The 14,932-nt window shown below is 55.0% G+C and carries 15 protein-coding genes; 3 read left to right on the top strand and 12 right to left on the bottom strand.

Annotated features, from left to right (window positions below):
* Positions 1 to 52: 52 nt before the first annotated feature.
* Positions 53 to 229 (bottom strand): Orn/Lys/Arg family decarboxylase, encoded by a 177-nt coding sequence (locus DAQ1742_RS19910; protein ID WP_083960959.1) that lies wholly within the window; start codon positions 227 to 229, stop codon positions 53 to 55.
* Positions 230 to 438: 209 nt separating this feature from the next.
* On the bottom strand, positions 439 to 714 hold the full coding sequence (locus tag DAQ1742_RS19915; RefSeq protein ID WP_071604044.1) for a helix-turn-helix domain-containing protein: 276 nt from the start codon (positions 712 to 714) through the stop codon (positions 439 to 441).
* A gap of 288 nt (positions 715 to 1,002) precedes the next feature.
* On the opposite strand from DAQ1742_RS19915, the gene DAQ1742_RS19920 reads away from it, so the two are divergent.
* A complete protein-coding gene (locus DAQ1742_RS19920; protein ID WP_035338934.1) occupies positions 1,003 to 1,284 on the top strand; it encodes a hypothetical protein in 282 nt (93 codons plus the stop codon).
* A 258-nt stretch (positions 1,285 to 1,542) separates the two neighbouring features.
* Positions 1,543 to 2,844, top strand: coding sequence for a ferredoxin reductase family protein (locus tag DAQ1742_RS19925; RefSeq protein ID WP_232046568.1), 1,302 nt, complete (start codon positions 1,543 to 1,545; stop codon positions 2,842 to 2,844).
* A 7-nt stretch (positions 2,845 to 2,851) separates the two neighbouring features.
* On the opposite strand, the gene DAQ1742_RS19930 is transcribed toward DAQ1742_RS19925, so the two are convergent.
* The 6 genes from DAQ1742_RS19930 to DAQ1742_RS19955 form a co-directional block, all read right to left on the bottom strand.
* Positions 2,852 to 3,520: a TetR family transcriptional regulator C-terminal domain-containing protein gene (locus tag DAQ1742_RS19930; protein ID WP_180706195.1), complete on the bottom strand. Its 669-nt coding sequence runs from the start codon at positions 3,518 to 3,520 to the stop codon at positions 2,852 to 2,854.
* Between the two features lie 141 nt (positions 3,521 to 3,661).
* The gene (locus DAQ1742_RS19935) at positions 3,662 to 4,672 is read right to left on the bottom strand and encodes an ABC transporter substrate-binding protein (RefSeq protein ID WP_035338930.1); all 1,011 of its coding nucleotides are present in this window, start codon (positions 4,670 to 4,672) and stop codon (positions 3,662 to 3,664) included.
* A 94-nt stretch (positions 4,673 to 4,766) separates the two neighbouring features.
* Positions 4,767 to 5,888: an ABC transporter permease gene (locus DAQ1742_RS19940; RefSeq protein WP_083960957.1), complete on the bottom strand. Its 1,122-nt coding sequence runs from the start codon at positions 5,886 to 5,888 to the stop codon at positions 4,767 to 4,769.
* Entirely contained in the window at positions 5,885 to 6,775 is an 891-nt protein-coding gene (locus DAQ1742_RS19945; protein WP_051123972.1) for an ABC transporter permease, read from the bottom strand. Before DAQ1742_RS19945 ends, DAQ1742_RS19940 begins: the two co-directional genes overlap by 4 nt.
* Positions 6,765 to 7,604: an ABC transporter ATP-binding protein gene (locus DAQ1742_RS19950; protein ID WP_083960954.1), complete on the bottom strand. Its 840-nt coding sequence runs from the start codon at positions 7,602 to 7,604 to the stop codon at positions 6,765 to 6,767. The genes DAQ1742_RS19945 and DAQ1742_RS19950 overlap by 11 nt, the downstream gene beginning before the upstream one ends.
* Before the next feature lie 364 nt (positions 7,605 to 7,968).
* A complete protein-coding gene (locus DAQ1742_RS19955; protein ID WP_035345600.1) occupies positions 7,969 to 9,294 on the bottom strand; it encodes an aspartate aminotransferase family protein in 1,326 nt (441 codons plus the stop codon).
* 322 nt (positions 9,295 to 9,616) lie between these two features.
* Between DAQ1742_RS19955 and DAQ1742_RS19960 the strand changes: the two genes are divergently transcribed.
* Complete coding sequence (locus DAQ1742_RS19960; protein WP_035338929.1) at positions 9,617 to 10,387, top strand: SDR family NAD(P)-dependent oxidoreductase; 771 nt, start codon at positions 9,617 to 9,619, stop codon at positions 10,385 to 10,387.
* A gap of 55 nt (positions 10,388 to 10,442) precedes the next feature.
* Here DAQ1742_RS19960 and DAQ1742_RS19965 read toward each other — a convergent pair whose 3' ends face one another.
* The 4 genes from DAQ1742_RS19965 to DAQ1742_RS19980 all read right to left on the bottom strand — a co-directional run bounded on the left by DAQ1742_RS19965 (position 10,443) and on the right by DAQ1742_RS19980 (position 14,682).
* Positions 10,443 to 11,219, bottom strand: coding sequence for a helix-turn-helix domain-containing protein (locus tag DAQ1742_RS19965; protein WP_035338927.1), 777 nt, complete (start codon positions 11,217 to 11,219; stop codon positions 10,443 to 10,445).
* A 264-nt stretch (positions 11,220 to 11,483) separates the two neighbouring features.
* A complete protein-coding gene (locus DAQ1742_RS19970) occupies positions 11,484 to 12,389 on the bottom strand; it encodes a TauD/TfdA family dioxygenase (RefSeq protein WP_051123971.1) in 906 nt (301 codons plus the stop codon).
* Complete coding sequence (locus tag DAQ1742_RS19975) at positions 12,386 to 13,990, bottom strand: AMP-binding protein (RefSeq protein WP_035338925.1); 1,605 nt, start codon at positions 13,988 to 13,990, stop codon at positions 12,386 to 12,388. The genes DAQ1742_RS19970 and DAQ1742_RS19975 overlap by 4 nt, the downstream gene beginning before the upstream one ends.
* Positions 13,987 to 14,682, bottom strand: a complete 696-nt coding sequence (locus DAQ1742_RS19980; RefSeq protein ID WP_331888501.1) for a thermostable hemolysin — start codon at positions 14,680 to 14,682, stop codon at positions 13,987 to 13,989. Before DAQ1742_RS19980 ends, DAQ1742_RS19975 begins: the two co-directional genes overlap by 4 nt.
* Between the last annotated feature and the right edge of the window lie 250 nt (positions 14,683 to 14,932).

A 14,932-nucleotide genomic window follows, 5' to 3' on the forward strand; every position in this document is an offset into this window, starting at 1 on the left:
ATTTGGCTCTAAATAGATTAAATTGAATGAGTTTTAAAATTTAATTACGCTATCAGGCAGCGATAATCAGCAAACCGTTGTCACGACATTCATTAATTTTCTGTTGAATGGCGTCACTTATCTCTTCACCGGGGAATAAGATAGGCACGCCCGGCGGATATGGAATAATAAATTTATCAGAGATAACGCAAGGTGCTACCGACTCTTTTTCTTCTTTTCCTTGAGTCATTTCTGATAATTTTACACATTGATGCTGTACCTCTCATTGTGCAAACCCCGTGCTGAAGTAATATCACTTCCCACGAGAGCACGCCGTATTCACGGCGCGCATACTATAGACATTATTCACCACCTCAGGAGTTCTAAGCACACGGCTCGACGATATCTCATTAAGAATGCTGTTTTTACCTGTGTGTCATGAAATATTTAAGCTGAAGATTATGGTTTATTAGAACGAATTCTCATTCGCTTTTGACGATCGATAAAGATATTAGTTTGAGGGTCATAGTAGCGGCTCGGCCATATTTCTTCAGGTTTAACGCCTAATTCGTTAGCGATCAATAGTTCTCCTTTTGGCCAAGGTCGATATAGTGCGTTTGCCAAAGTGCTTGAACTTAATCCGGCCTTTCGTGATACGGCTGAGAGTGATGTTCCTTTCTTCCTTAATGCTGCAATGATATCCGCCGGATGCCAGTCAGCTTTCCTTATATACATGGTGTCCTCTATACTATTTTTAAACTATCGCTTTAAAAAATTAACTCTTTGTAAATATTAAGATGTAAGTTTTTTATGGCACATTTTATTTATCGCATTAAACAATGGCATTTCTTCTGTAATAAAATTGATAATTTCTGCTGTCACTTTAATTATCCTCTTGGTTAATTCAGTTTCGCTGTGAGTGAAATATGCCAATGAACAAAAGCGATGAATATTTTTATTTTCTGATGTAGCTATAAGTGTTGATGAAGAGGGGGATAACAAAAACAAAAGGCATTGTTTTTATTGAAAAATATTTTTCATGCCGCGCGAGAAATGGCCGTATCACGGGGTAAAACTTTTACTTTCAGGCAAAAAACCGGCCAGATGACCAGTGGTGGGAGCGCGTTGGCGAATGGCGATTCATGCGACGGCATCAGGAAGACGGTCACCGCGTTTGCCAGCAAACCGGCGCAACCGGGGCACATAACCCGTAGCGGCAAAGCCCGGCATTATAGAATGCACAATTATTTATGGCGCATGGCTGTTTATGACGAACGGCGATTGATGGCAAACCGCTATTTATGACGCACAGCTATTATGATGAAAATATGGAGAAACCTGCACATTATCCGGTTTAATCTCCACAATGTTACAGTTTGAAATAACCCCGTCACGGGCAGGAGAATCAAATACACAACTTTACGGGTATCGCTATAGCCTTCTGTTGCGCCAATAATTATATTTAATAAAACATTATTTAGCCCAGTCAGGAATATATTTCCTCGCTACGTTATTTTTAACGAAAATAAAAATACATCATATAGTATCCAGAGGCTTTTTATTATGAAGTTTATTGTCCTATCGTTGCTGATTTGTCTTGCTGTCTGGGTGTTAAGTTTACCGGATATTGTTACCCTGCCGACGTTTATTTACTGGCGCAATATGCTGGTGCAATTGACGGGCCTTATCGCCGTACTCTGTATTACCGGGTTGCTTATCATGGCGCTCCATCCCCCCGTGCTGGAAAAGTGGCTGGGCGGCATGGATAAGCTGTACGTCTGCCACAAATATCTCGGCATCGGTGCCGGTATCGCTACCCTGCTGCACTGGCTTTTCGCCAAATTGCCGGGCATCGCCGCCGCACTCGCCTGGATAACGCCGGGCCGCCGCCCGCCACACCCGATTGACCCCTGGCGTGGCGTGATGAATGAGCTGGGGGAAATCGCGTTTTATTGCATGATATTTTTTATTGCCATTAGCCTGATGAAATGGATCTCCTATAAAAACTTCCGCATTATTCACAAAGTCGGCGCAATTATCGCCCTGCTGGGTGTGCTCCATTCATTTTATATGATTAATAGCGACATGCGCTGGACGGTATTTGGCATCACCTGCATGGTGTTATGTATTCTCTCTTCGTTCATTATTATTTATTCTCTGGCAGGGCGAATTGGCAGACGAAATGATTTTTCAGCCCAAATCGCCGCAGCCAGTAAAATAAATGACTCCACGCTGGAATTAACCATCCGCGTGCCAGCCGCATTTGCCCATCGCTATCAGGCGGGCAAATTTGTTTTCCTGACCACTGATGCGAAAGAGGGCAAACACCCGTTTACCGTTAGCCGATACGATGCGGATAACCACCTGCTGACGCTCACCATCAAAGCGCTGGGCGATTACACCACCGCGCTGGTGAACGGGCCAAATCTGGCGGGCACCCCGGTGGTGATTGAAGGCCCTTACGGTGAATTCACCTTGCCGGAGCACTCCGATAAAGAAACCTACTGGGTCGCCGGGGGGATTGGGATCACGCCGTTTTTATCCTGGCTGCATCAGCTGCGCGCCAGCCAGCAACAGCAGCACAACACCACGCTCTTTTACTGCGTCAACAGCGAAAGCGAGCTTATCCACCCCGCGACGCTGGCCACACTGGCGCGCGATGCCGCCATCGACCTGCACATCATCGTGCGCGACCGTGACGGGCTACTCGACCCGCGCGCCTCAATACCGACAACTGCGCCGGCGTCTGGTTCTGTGGGCCTGCCGGAATGCGGCGCGACCTGCAACAGCAGGTGGGCCAGTCGGTGTTGCATTTCGAGCAGTTCGATTTCCGCTAGCCGTTATAACCGTCAGTCGCGACGATAATCTGTTGCTACGACAGTCCGCACAGACGAAACACGCTGTTGAGTACATGGCGAGTGGCGCGCGCTCTGGCCTGCTCGCTGTGAGAATCTTCGCCGAGCACCGCCGCTATCTGAATGTCAAAATCGGCATAGGTTTGCGTCATCGACCAGACGCTGAAAAAGAAGTGCGTGGTGTCCAGCGGGGGTAAACGGCCTTGCGCTATCCAGCCATCCAGCACGGCGGCTTTCTCCGCCACCAGCCGCCGCAATTCGGTTTGCAGCAAGTGGTGTACCATCGGTGCGCCCTGCAAAATCTCATTGGCGAACAGCCGTGAGGCGTGCGGGCGCTCGAAACTGAAGCGCATTTTCTGGCGCACGTAGGCGTCGATGGCGCTTTTCGGGTCGGCATCGGGCCGAAAGCCATCCAGCGGGGCCAGCCAGTCGTGCAAAATGCCGTCCAGCACCGTGAGATAGAGCGTCTGTTTATTGCCAAAATAGTAATGCAGGTTGGCTTTAGGCAACGCGGCCGCCTCAGCAATTTGCGCCATCGTCGCCCCGCGAAAGCCAAAGCGGGCAAACACCCGCTCCGCCGCCAGCAGAATAACCGCCTCATTATCCTGCCGGATGCGGCCTTTCTCGCCTTCATCAGCACCGGCTGGCAACAAGCGCCCGCCGCTGGCATCGTCCGTGCTACGCATCTGCATGCTCATGGTGTTCGCGGCCATACCCCTGTTGTTTACCCCGTTGTGTGTTGATCGTTGTGTATTGATCGCGGTGTTAATTACGCCATCCCTGGCGAATACCGACCGGCCTGGTCGCGCGCCGTTGTTTCGTCAGCGTTATTTTGCCGCCGCCTGCCACACCACATGGCTCATGGCCTCTTCACCGGGATCGTTTTTGATGACCGGATGACTGCCGCCGCTATTTAGCAGCACATCAATCGTGCGGCGGTAGGCGGCAGGCTCCAGATAGCCGACGGCTGGCGTATTGGCGTGGGTAATGAGTTTAGCCACATTTTCCATCTGGCGCTGCTGCACCGCTTCGGTCGCCGCCCCGGAAGCGTCCTCCGCCACCACAATTTTCGCCGCTTCATCCGGGTGGCTGACGGCATAATTCCAGCCCTTGAACGACGCCTTCAGGAATTTCGCCATTTTGGCGACAAATGCCGGGTCTTTCAGGTTCGGCCCCAGCACATACAAGCCATCTTCCAGCGTAGACACCCCCTGGTCTTCATAGGCGAACGTCACCAAATCCTCTTTTTTCAGGCCCGCGTCAATCAGCTGCCAGTATTCGTTGTAGTTCATGGTGGAAATACAGGCGGCCTGCTTTTGCAGCAGCGGGTCAACATTAAAGCCCTGCTTGAGCACCTTGATGTCGCTGTCCGGCTTGTAGCCGAGTTTGTTCATCCAGTTAAAAAACGGGTACTCGTTGCCGCCAAACCACACGCCCAGCGTTTTGCCTTTCAAATCAGCCGGGGCGTTGACGCCGCTTGCCTTGCGGCAGGTCAGCATCATGCCTGAGCGGTCAAACACCTGTGCGATGTTCACCAGCGGCACCCCGGCCTCACGCGCGGCCAGCGCATCCGGCATCCAGTTGACAATCACATCCGCTGATTTACCGGCAATCACCTGCACCGGCGAAATATCGGTGCCACCGGGTTTGATGGTGACATTCAATCCCTCTTGCTGATAGAAGCCTTTCTGCTGCGCCACGTAATAACCGGCAAACTGCGCCTGCGGCACCCATTTCAGTTGCAGCGTGACGTTCTCGGCAGCCTGCGCGGGCAATGTCACCGTCAAGGCAATGGCCACCAGCAGGCCACTGGGGAAAAGATCGGAACGTTTTATCATCAGATGACTCCTCAGGTTGATGTGAACACGACAGTGATTGCACGTTATGGTTGTGGTTATGGTGTTGTGTGGTGATGCCCCTTGTGGTGACGGCTCAGGACGTAGCACCGCGCACCGAGGGGTGCCAGAAATTGACCTTGCGCTCCAGCCTGACCAGCAGCGCATACACCAGCGAGCCAATCAGCGAGGCCACCACAATCGCCGCCCATACCAGCGGCATGTGCATCCGGGCGGCCTCGGTGGAGATGCGAAAACCGAGCCCGGCGGTCGGCGAGCCGAAGAACTCCGCGACAATGGCGCTGATTAACGCAAGCGTCGCGTTCACCTTCAGCGCGGCAAAAATAAACGGCAGCGCGGCAGGCAAGCGCAACACCCACAGCGTGCGCTGCGGCGAGGCGGCATAACAGTGCATCAGCTCGCGCTCCAGTTTGCCGCTGGCCTGTAGGCCCGCCAGCGTGCTGACCAGCGCCGGAAAAAACGTCACCAGCACGATCACCGCCGCCTTCGAAGGCCAGTCGAAACCGAACCACATCACCGCAATCGGCGCGACGCCAACCAGCGGAACCGTGCTGGTCAGGTTGGCCAGCGGCAGCAGGCCGCGCTGCAAAAACGGCTGGCGGTCAATCAGCAGCGCCACGGCGATGCCGCCCGCGCAACCCAGCAGATAACCGGCCAGTACCGATTTGAGCACCGTTTGCACCACATCGCCGAGCAGCAGGCTGGCGCTGTCATACAACGCCTGGGCGATAGCCAGCGGCGTGGGCAGCAGCACCTGCGGCACCGCAAATCCGCTGACCAGTAGCTGCCAGAAATAGAGCACCCAGCCGCCAAACAGCAGGGCGACGGCGCTGTCAGGCAGGCGCACGCAGCGCACCCGCGCCAGATGCTGCACGCTCACCATCACCAGCAGCGCCAGTGCCAGCGCCGTCAGCCCATAGTGGTATCCGCCAGCGGCGGCAGGTAACAACGAAACGGCGGCCGAAAGCAATAACAGCGCCAGTACGCCCGCGCGCCACAGCGGTATGGCCGGTGACAGCAATGCCGCCAGCGCCAGCAGCAGCAGGCCGTCGGTTTGCCACAGCGGTGCGCCGCCATCCAGCAGCGCCAGCACCAGCGCGAGCAGCGCGCCGGTCAGCGGTAGTGCTCCCAGCACTGGTGATCGTGCTCCCGGCACCGGTGGTCGTGCCCCTGGCACCGGTTTAGTGTGCGTTATCATCGCGCCCCCTTGCGTGTTGCCATCACCCATCGCTCAATCAGGCTCACCAGCGCGGTTAAGCCCAACCCCAGCAGCGAAGCCATCACCAGTGCCGACCAGATTTGCAGCGTATTGCCGTAATACGAGCCGGTCAGCAGGCGTGCGCCAAGCCCTGCCTGCGCGCCGGTCGGCAGCTCGGCGACCATGGTTCCCACCAGTCCGCTGGCGATAGCCACCCGGCACGCCGGAAATACATAGGGCAGCGCCGACGGCAAGCGCACCAGCCAGAAGGTATCAATTCGGCTGGCGGCATAGGTATGCACCAGTTCCAGCTCCAGTTTTTGCGGCGCGCGCAGCCCCTGCACCACGGCAAGCGTAATCGGGAAAAAACACAGGTACATGGCGATGGTGGCTTTGGGTAACAGCCCGGTGATGCCAAGGCTGCCGAGGATAATCAGCACAATCGGGGCGATCGCCAGTACCGGCACCGTCTGGGACGCGACAATCCACGGCAGCAGGGCTTTATCCAGCGTGCGGGAATGCACAATCGCCACCCCCAGCAAGCCGCCCAGCACCACGCCCATGACAAAACCGGTTAGCGCTGCGCTGGCGGTCACGGCAGTGTGCAGCAGCAAATTACGCGGCGAGCCGGGCGGCCATTGCGTCAGGCTGGCCCAGATATCCAGCACAATTTGATGCGGCGCAGGCAGCACCGGGCGCGACATTGTCAGCGTCGCGGCCAGCACCTCGCGCCAGCGCGCGCCATCCGCCATCCGCTCGATGACGCCCGGCGCATTAAGCGCCACCGCCAGCAGATACCACACCAGCGTCAGGCAAAGCGCCACCACCGCCACCGGCAGCACCTGCTGGCGGAAATCGCCAAGGTAACGCCCGCGTTCAGTGCGCATGGTGCCCCTCCACCAGCGCGGCGCGCACCTCTTGCGCCAGCTCGAGGAACGCCGGTGAGTCACGCAGCGAAAGCGTGCGCTCGGCAGGCAGCGGCGAGTCAATCACCTTCACGATACGGCCCGGTCGCGGCGACATCACCACTATCTTGGTCGAGAGGTAGACGGCTTCGCTAATCGAGTGGGTAACAAACACCATGGTGCGCTGGCCTGCCACCCACAGCTGTTGCAGTTGCTGATTGAGGTTGTCACGGGTGAGCTCATCAAGCGCGCCAAAGGGTTCATCCATCATCAGGATTTTGGGGTCAAACCCGAGCGCGCGGGCAATCGATACCCGTTGTTGCATGCCGCCGGAGAGCTGCCAGGGGTATTTTTTCTCAAAGCCCTGCAACCCGACCCGCGCCAGCTGCTCACGGGCGATGATTTCGCACACTTGCGGCGCGCGGCCCTGAATGTGCAACGGCAGCATCACATTGGCCAGCACCGTGCGCCAGGGCAACAACACCGGTGCCTGAAACACGTAACCGTATGCCCCGGCGCAGCGGGCCTCGCCAGGCGTCATGTCATTGACCGTAATCTCACCGCGGGTAATCGGCTCCAGGTCGGCAATGGCGCGCAGCAACGTGGTTTTGCCGCAACCGGATGGCCCGATGAACGAGACAAACTCGCCCTCGCGGATAGTCAGGTTAATGTCTTTCAGTGCATGAACCGGCTTGTCCGCCGCCGGGTAAATCACATTGGCATCGCGCACCACAATGGCCGGTCGGGCAGGTGCCTGCGCCGGTTTCAACATGGTCACGACCGAATCCTCGGCATAGCTCTGGCTCATCATCGCTCTCCCTCCGCCATTTTCTGACCGTCTGGTTAGGTTTACGCTCTGACTCATGCCATTTTTGTGCCAATGTTTATTTTTTAATCCACTCCAGTGAGATAGCGGCTTTTGCCCGCAACATAACCCTTTTTTATCGCCACTTTGGTGCAAATATCGACAACATTGCCTTTGTTCAGGGCAGTGAATAGGGCGGAAGGGTAACAGCGAAGATGAGTCGTGCAGAAAAGGCCAGAAAGAGATGAAATCGAGAAAAAACCTGACACGATTAAAAACGTTCGCCACCTGATAAAGACAAATGAGCCAGCCGGTTTCTCGCCGCCACGGACGGGAAACCGGCAATCGGTCTATACCAGCTTGTGCCCGCTTATGCCAGCGAGCCGGTCAGCTCGGCCAGCGCATCATCGATTATCGCCAGCCCCTGACGGGCTTGCGGCACGGAAATCGTGCAGGGCGGCACCACATGCAGGCGGTTTTCGGCGATAAAACCCAGCAGGCCCCGCGCCAGGAGCGCCGCTTTAAGCCGGGCCATGTGCGCGGCGGCAAGCGGCGTGCGGCTGGTGCGGTCAGCCACCAGTTCCAGCGCATGAAACACCCCTTTTCCCCGCACATCGCCGATGATGTCATACTTTTGACCCAGGCTTTTCAGCCCGTCGGCCAGCAGGCCGTCACCGATGCGGGCGGCATTTTCTACCACGCCCTCCTCTTCCATCGCCTCAATCGTGGCGACAATCGCCGCCATCGCCAGCGGGTGGCCGGAGTAGGTCAACCCGCCGGGGAACACCCGGTCAGTAAAAAAGTGGGCGATACGCTCGGAAATAATCACGCCACCGGCCGGAACATAACCGGAATTCACCCCTTTGGCGAAGGTGATCAGATCCGGTGTGATGCCATCATGTTCGAAACTAAACCACCGTCCGGTGCGGCCAAAACCCGCCATCACTTCATCCATAATCAGCAGGATGCCGAACTCTTGCGCCAGTGCCGCCACGCCCGGCAAATAGCCCGGCGGCGGCACCAAAATACCGGCGGTGCCGGGAATGGTTTCCAGCAAGATAGCGGCAATCGTATTCGGGCCTTCGCACTCGATAATACGCCGCAGGTGGTGCAACGCGGCGGCGCACTCCTGCTGCCCGGTGGCGGCCTGAAATTCGCTGCGATAGAGATAGGGCGTGAAGAAATGCACATGCCCGCGAGAATACGCATTGGGTAAGCGCCGCCAGTCACCGGTTGCCGCTATCGCCGCGCCGGTGTTGCCATGATAAGAGCGATAACCCGACAGCACTTTTTCGCGCCCGGTAAACAAGCGCGCCATGCGGATGGCATTTTCGTTGGCATCCGCCCCGGCGTTGGTAAAAAACACCTTATTAAAGGTAGCGGGCGCATGGGACAAAATACGCCGGGCCGCCTCACCGCGCACCGCATTGGCGGTCGAGGGGGCAATGGTCGTCAGCACATCGGCCTGCGCTTTAATCGCCGCCACCACCTTCGGGTGCTGATGGCCGATATTGGTGTTCACCAGTTGGCTGCTGAAATCCAGATAGCTGTGACCGTCATAATCCCACAACCGGCAGCCCTCACCCCCCGCGATAACCAGCGGGTTTAACCCTCCCTGCGCAGACCAGGAATGAAACACATATTGTGTATCCAGCCTGCGAACATCCTCGTTTGACCGTGCCGGTTTCAACGTCATCGTTGCGTGCTCCCATGATTTCGCAGCGGCATCCATCAGGTGACTTGCCGCCAGGTGATTGAGACAGGAATCACCTGAGACTAGAAACAAACGCGCGCACAGCGATAGAGCCAGTTACGGGCAATTCCTGAGCCAGATGCACCCATGTGCCCTTGCACCGGGCCGCAGGTGGTGTCCCACCCTTTTCGGCCAACTGGCCCTGTGCGCAGCCGGTCACGCTTCGTAAAGTGGCTCACGCCCGCCCACTGACGGCGGCAGAGAATGTCGTTACCGGGAACGCGTGATCGGTTGAGTGATTAGGTTGAGTGATGAGGAAGCATTGATGAGCAAAGACAATATTGTGTTTATTACCGGCGCGACCTCCGGGTTTGGTCATGCCACGGCCTGTCTCTTCGCCCGTTTTGGCTGGTCGCTGGTGCTGACCGGTCGGCGCGAAGCACGGCTGAATGCGCTGGCCGATGCGCTCTCGCCACAGGTGCCGGTACACATCGCCGGGCTGGATGTGCGCGATGCCGACGCCGTCAACGCCGTGGTGAAAAACCTGCCAGAGGGGTTTCGCAACGTGAAAACGCTGGTGAATAACGCCGGGCTGGCACTGTCACCGCAACCGGCACAGGAGGTGGCGCTCGAGGACTGGCACACCATGATAGATACCAACGCCAAAGGGCTGGTGAATGTGACGCATGCGCTGCTGCCCACCCTGATTCGCACCGGCGCGGGAGCCAGCATCATCAACATCGGCTCCATCGCCGGTCAATGGCCCTACCCCGGCAGCCACGTTTACGGGGCGACCAAAGCGTTCGTGAAACAGTTTAGCTATAGCCTGCGTTGCGATTTGCAAGGCACCGGCGTGCGCGTGACCGACCTGGCACCCGGCATCGCCGAAACCGAATTCACGCTGGTGAGAACCAAAGGCGATCAGGCCGCGTCTGACCGGCTCTATCGCGGCACCACGCCGCTGAGCGCCGAAGACATCGCCGGGCAGATTTACTACATCGCCACCCTGCCTGACCACATGAACATCAACCGGCTTGAAGTGATGCCAACCCGTCAGGCATGGTCGCCGTTTGCCATCGACCGCGACCCGGCATAACGGCGCAAGCGCAACTGGCGGTATCACGCGAGAACACGACAAAAGAGGCCCGGCGTCACGTATAGAATTTATTTTGTCTGCTCAGGTGATGGCGTGCCTGACCTGGGCTAAAACCGGTCATCCGTTTGAACCAGTGTCCTAGCGAATCGCTGGATGAAAATCCCAGTTGATTAGCCAGTTCACTGTTGGATTTGTTATCAGTCAGCCCCTGCCAGGCGCAGGACAACAGTAGCCGGTTATGCCACTGCGTAAAACGCAAGCCGGTGTGCCTGACAAACAGACGAGCCAATGTGCGTTCTGTTGCACCTACCTGTGTGCCCCAGTCAGCAAGGCTACGGCGTAGCGCCGGTGTGGCTATTAAACTGTCGGTGATTTTTTTCAGGCGCTGATCGCTGGGTAAAGGCAGGGAAAGGCTGCTGGCTGGCATTTCTTCAATTTCTTCAAACAACAATTGCAGAATGCGTGAACGGCGTTCGTCGCTAAGCGGCGTACGCGGGAACACCAGTCGCTCGCACAGGCCAATGAGTAACGGTGAGGCATCCAGTAGTTTTATGTCGTTGGCGAGGCTGCAATACAGCGTCGGGTTGACGTATAACACCGTGAGTTCCACCCGATGAAAAGCCTTCCCCCAGTGAACAACGTTAGGCGGGATCCATATCGCTATACCGGGTTTGATTAACCAGTTGCGAAGAGCGGTGTGGGCGTAAAATACGCCTTGCCTGACCATGACAAACTGCCCCTGATGGTGTTTATGGGGCGGGTATTGCGGGGACGTCGAGTCAATAATACGTTCGATACACAATACATCATCCTGACGTTTTAGTTCATCCATGATATTCCCGTTACATTTACATTATTTCTTAATTTCTCAGAGGTCTTAATCAATGCACAGATTAAACAATCAGCAAACCATGCTTAGCTTAATGAGCATACATTTTGTTTACGCAAAGAAACAACGCTGAAATGTATCGTCGTGGAGGTAAGTGTCCGCCGTGTGAACGGGGCGTGAGTACCCTGACCGGTGCCGTCGTGCGCTGAGCCAGTCAGGGGAGATGAACATATTGATTAACGAACGCGAATACGCCTTAACAGGCTGTTAAAGGTAAGAGAGCGCGTTGAAGATTGTGCGGGCTTTATCTTCGATACGACGTCGCCCATGCATGACGCGGGTATTGTCGATCAACACGATGTCGCCTTGCTGCCAGCCGATATCAAACGTTAGGTTTTCGCACAGCGTATCCATTTCTGCCAGTAGTGTATCGGGAATAGGGCTACCATCGGTAAAGGTAATCACTGGTGCCTCATAGTTATTGGATGGCCCAAAAATACTGTTGGCAAAATTGCGGGTTTCCTGCGGGTTAACCCGGCTACCAATGATCGCAGGTGTCTGGAATTTATAGCGAATGGCACCGTCGTCAAGCAGTTCGATACGAATACCGCTGTCTTGCTGCGCGACGGATCGCAGATGCTCCAGAGTGATGGTTTCAATGCTGTCCGGCGCGTCCTGCTCTCCTGCCAGTGCATGTAACGCGTAGGTTTTCCATTTCTTTTCATCAACGCGGCGTGAGTAGACAATATCCTGAGACAGGAAACGTTCGCGTTGGGCGGGTGTCATCTGGTCAAAAACGGCTTTACCGTCGCAGACGGTGGTTTGTGAACCGTATTCCGGCGCTTTTTGGCAGTAAAACCAGCAGAGATCGGGCCAGAAGGGACTGTTGCCATTTTCACAGTGCAGGCCGACTTTGTCGTAACCGGCATCGACTTTCTGGGCCGTATCGCCGTCAAAACTGCGCGCCGGATCAAGGCTTATGCGGCTGCTGGTGCTGCGCACGCGCTCGGAAAATTCGGCAATGCTGTGACGGAATCCCCTGAGGATGAGATAACCATGAGTCTGAAGTCGGTTAAGTAAATACTCTGATGCCAGTGCTGTGACATCGCCTTCGTCCAATGAAGTAATAATCAGCCCCGCATGGGATGTGTGGGCAAGTTCCTTGATAGTCATCCTACAGTAACCTCATGATTGACAAGAAAATCGGCGACCATGTTGCGACGTGGCCGACCGGTAACAGTAAACAGTTGCTCCATAATATCCGGGTGGTGTGGAACGAGGATTGGATCGCTGATTTGCTCCAGTTCGTTCAGATGCTGGCGCGCATAGTCATGAATCGCGTCACGTATGGTGTCAGCATTGCTGATGTCGTTGATAATAAAAATACCGCCAAGAAACTGGCGCTTATCGCCAAAAACGATGGTGGCGACGACGCCAGGTACGGATCGATAAGCAGTCTCAAGCCATTCGGGAGAAATATTTCGGCCATTGGCGGTAATAATCATGGTCTTCTTCCGGCCAACGATAGAGATAAACCCCTCGTCGTCCTGCCGGGCGATGTCACCGGTGTGCAGCCAGCCATCGGCATCGACATGGCAACTGCTGGGGTCATCACCGGCGTAACCGGCAAACAGCGATGTGCTACGCAGGCACAATTCACCGTCGTCAGCCAACCGGATTTCAACGTGCGGCAGTGGCTGACCCACTGTGCCAATGCGATGTGCACCCCGGTAATTCCAACAGGCCACCGAACTGTTTTCGCTCAGTCCATATCCTTCGTAAACCGGGATGCCCAACTGATTCAACCCATGCAATATCTCGCTCTCCACCGGTGCGCCGCCAACCGCTAATAGCGGTAAACGCTCATGGCCGAACAGCGATCTCAGCCGGTTTTCAGCCGTGCAATTCCTGGCTTTTTCCGCCAGCGCTTCTACCAACGCTGGCGTGAGTGTCATGGCGGTAGGGCGCGCCGCCGCTATCAGTGATAAGCGGTCTACCGCCTGAACACCGGGGCTGCCCAACGGCGGCAGTGTGACGGGCGGCAACAGAATGGCACCGCCAGAAGTCAGAGGCATATAGATAGCCGTCACCTGTTCAATCAACAGGCTGAGCGGCACCAGACACAAATAGCGATGGTAATCGCCCTGAGAGGCGCGTTGCCATAGCGCGTCCACCAGTGCATCCAGACCATGACGGCGGATCTGTACCCCTTTCGGGTGGCTGGTGGTGCCGGAGGTATGGATGACCTTGATAATAGTCTCCTGCGCGGCATCTGGCGGCGCGAGGGGGGCCGAGGGCAATGACGACAGGCTGTCGAAGGAAACCGGAATAATCGTCGCCTCAAGAGACAAACCGCGTTGCTGCCAGCGTTCAAGCTGCTGCTGGCCGATAGCATCGGTCAGAATGAGGTCGCAATCGCGTAACAACCAAGATGCCTGTTCCACCGAGAAGGCGAGGGGAACAGGTACTTCTACCCGATTAGCGTACAATAACGCCAGATCGGCAACTACCCATTCCACACTGTTACCCATGATAAGGCCGACCGGAGACAGGGCACGCTCGCGATTAACGGCTTGTCCGGTATTATCAGGCAACGCGTGGCTATCATGGGCAGCAATCACATGAGAAAGTGCCCGTATACCTTGCAGCAGCGAGAAATAACTGTGGTGAACTTCGTCACCGCTGCCATTCGGGGTGAGGGAATGTAACTGAATGATGGCCGGGGCATCAGGTGTCTGGCTTGCCTGTTCGATGATGCGATTCAGGATATTCATGCCGCCACCTGCGATGCCTGCGTCATATGATTGAAATCCGCCATCATCAGACGACCGGAAAAATGCTCGAATAAATTACCGCATTGTGAGAGCAAAATGACGCCGGTTTGGGGCGACTGATCATAATAGCTACCCCAGATTTGACGTTCCTGTTCCGACAGACTCAGCGGCGAGGCATCCGTGATCGGCTGAAATGGAATCTGATGGTAATCCAGCAGTTTTCTCAAACGCTTAGTCGAGGTACATAGAATAGCCATTGAGCCCATAAACCAGGCGATAATCGGGAGTGCACGGATGAGATCGGCGGCGGCGTTGGGGTTGTCGGATGCCAGCGCACCGATTTCAACTAACTGATGCCGGTAGAGCCGTTGTTGGGTGTGCTGATAAATCAACGGTTCCAGTGAGCCTTGCAGATAACGTTCTGAAAACAGCTGTTCATGTTGCGACGCAAACGTGATGCCTGCGCAGGCGACTATTTTTTTTGTGTCCACGTCCCGGCTACAGATAATGACATCTGGACAGGGGGAAATTGTGGCTTTATATGTTTTAAGATAAATATCAGCAATATATTTTCTGACTTCAATAGCAGCATCATCGTGGCGATGAATAATATCGAGCTGCGTTTTGGTCTGTGAAAAATCCCTATTTCGCTGGATAAAACGGGTCATGTGACTCTCCAACTTGAATTCCATACGTAGTGGGAATACTAGAAGAGTTACTATAATTGGTGAATGACCATTCTTGACATAATATCGATTGCGACGGACATAAACAGGATAGAATGAAATTAGTTACCATGTTTTTATTTTAATTAAATAAAAACCATATTTAACAATTGAGATACTATAAATATCTTATGAAGATGTATTTCATTGAAGTAATTACTTGTAAAACCACACCCACATTCATTAAATGATGCTTTAATTTATGTATCAAGAAGAT

It is taken from the genome of Dickeya aquatica (genome assembly GCF_900095885.1).
GTDB lineage: Bacteria > Pseudomonadota > Gammaproteobacteria > Enterobacterales > Enterobacteriaceae > Dickeya > Dickeya aquatica.

What these genes read in the sequence shown, in the direction of transcription:
- DAQ1742_RS19915 (WP_071604044.1), bottom strand. Translation starts at nt 714, where the DNA reads ATGTATATAAGGAAAGCTGACTGGCATCCGGCGGATATCATTGCAGCA.
- DAQ1742_RS19950 (WP_083960954.1), bottom strand. Translation starts at nt 7,604, where the DNA reads ATGATGAGCCAGAGCTATGCCGAGGATTCGGTCGTGACCATGTTGAAA.
- DAQ1742_RS19935 (WP_035338930.1), bottom strand. Translation starts at nt 4,672, where the DNA reads ATGATAAAACGTTCCGATCTTTTCCCCAGTGGCCTGCTGGTGGCCATT.
- DAQ1742_RS19955 (WP_035345600.1), bottom strand. Translation starts at nt 9,294, where the DNA reads ATGACGTTGAAACCGGCACGGTCAAACGAGGATGTTCGCAGGCTGGAT.
- DAQ1742_RS19940 (WP_083960957.1), bottom strand. Translation starts at nt 5,888, where the DNA reads ATGATAACGCACACTAAACCGGTGCCAGGGGCACGACCACCGGTGCCG.
- DAQ1742_RS19970 (WP_051123971.1), bottom strand. Translation starts at nt 12,389, where the DNA reads ATGACTATCAAGGAACTTGCCCACACATCCCATGCGGGGCTGATTATT.
- DAQ1742_RS19975 (WP_035338925.1), bottom strand. Translation starts at nt 13,990, where the DNA reads ATGAATATCCTGAATCGCATCATCGAACAGGCAAGCCAGACACCTGAT.
- DAQ1742_RS19960 (WP_035338929.1), top strand. Translation starts at nt 9,617, where the DNA reads ATGAGCAAAGACAATATTGTGTTTATTACCGGCGCGACCTCCGGGTTT.
- DAQ1742_RS19965 (WP_035338927.1), bottom strand. Translation starts at nt 11,219, where the DNA reads ATGGATGAACTAAAACGTCAGGATGATGTATTGTGTATCGAACGTATT.
- DAQ1742_RS19980 (WP_331888501.1), bottom strand. Translation starts at nt 14,682, where the DNA reads ATGGAATTCAAGTTGGAGAGTCACATGACCCGTTTTATCCAGCGAAAT.
- DAQ1742_RS19930 (WP_180706195.1), bottom strand. Translation starts at nt 3,520, where the DNA reads ATGCGTAGCACGGACGATGCCAGCGGCGGGCGCTTGTTGCCAGCCGGT.
- DAQ1742_RS19945 (WP_051123972.1), bottom strand. Translation starts at nt 6,775, where the DNA reads ATGCGCACTGAACGCGGGCGTTACCTTGGCGATTTCCGCCAGCAGGTG.
- DAQ1742_RS19910 (WP_083960959.1), bottom strand. Translation starts at nt 229, where the DNA reads ATGACTCAAGGAAAAGAAGAAAAAGAGTCGGTAGCACCTTGCGTTATC.
- DAQ1742_RS19925 (WP_232046568.1), top strand. Translation starts at nt 1,543, where the DNA reads ATGAAGTTTATTGTCCTATCGTTGCTGATTTGTCTTGCTGTCTGGGTG.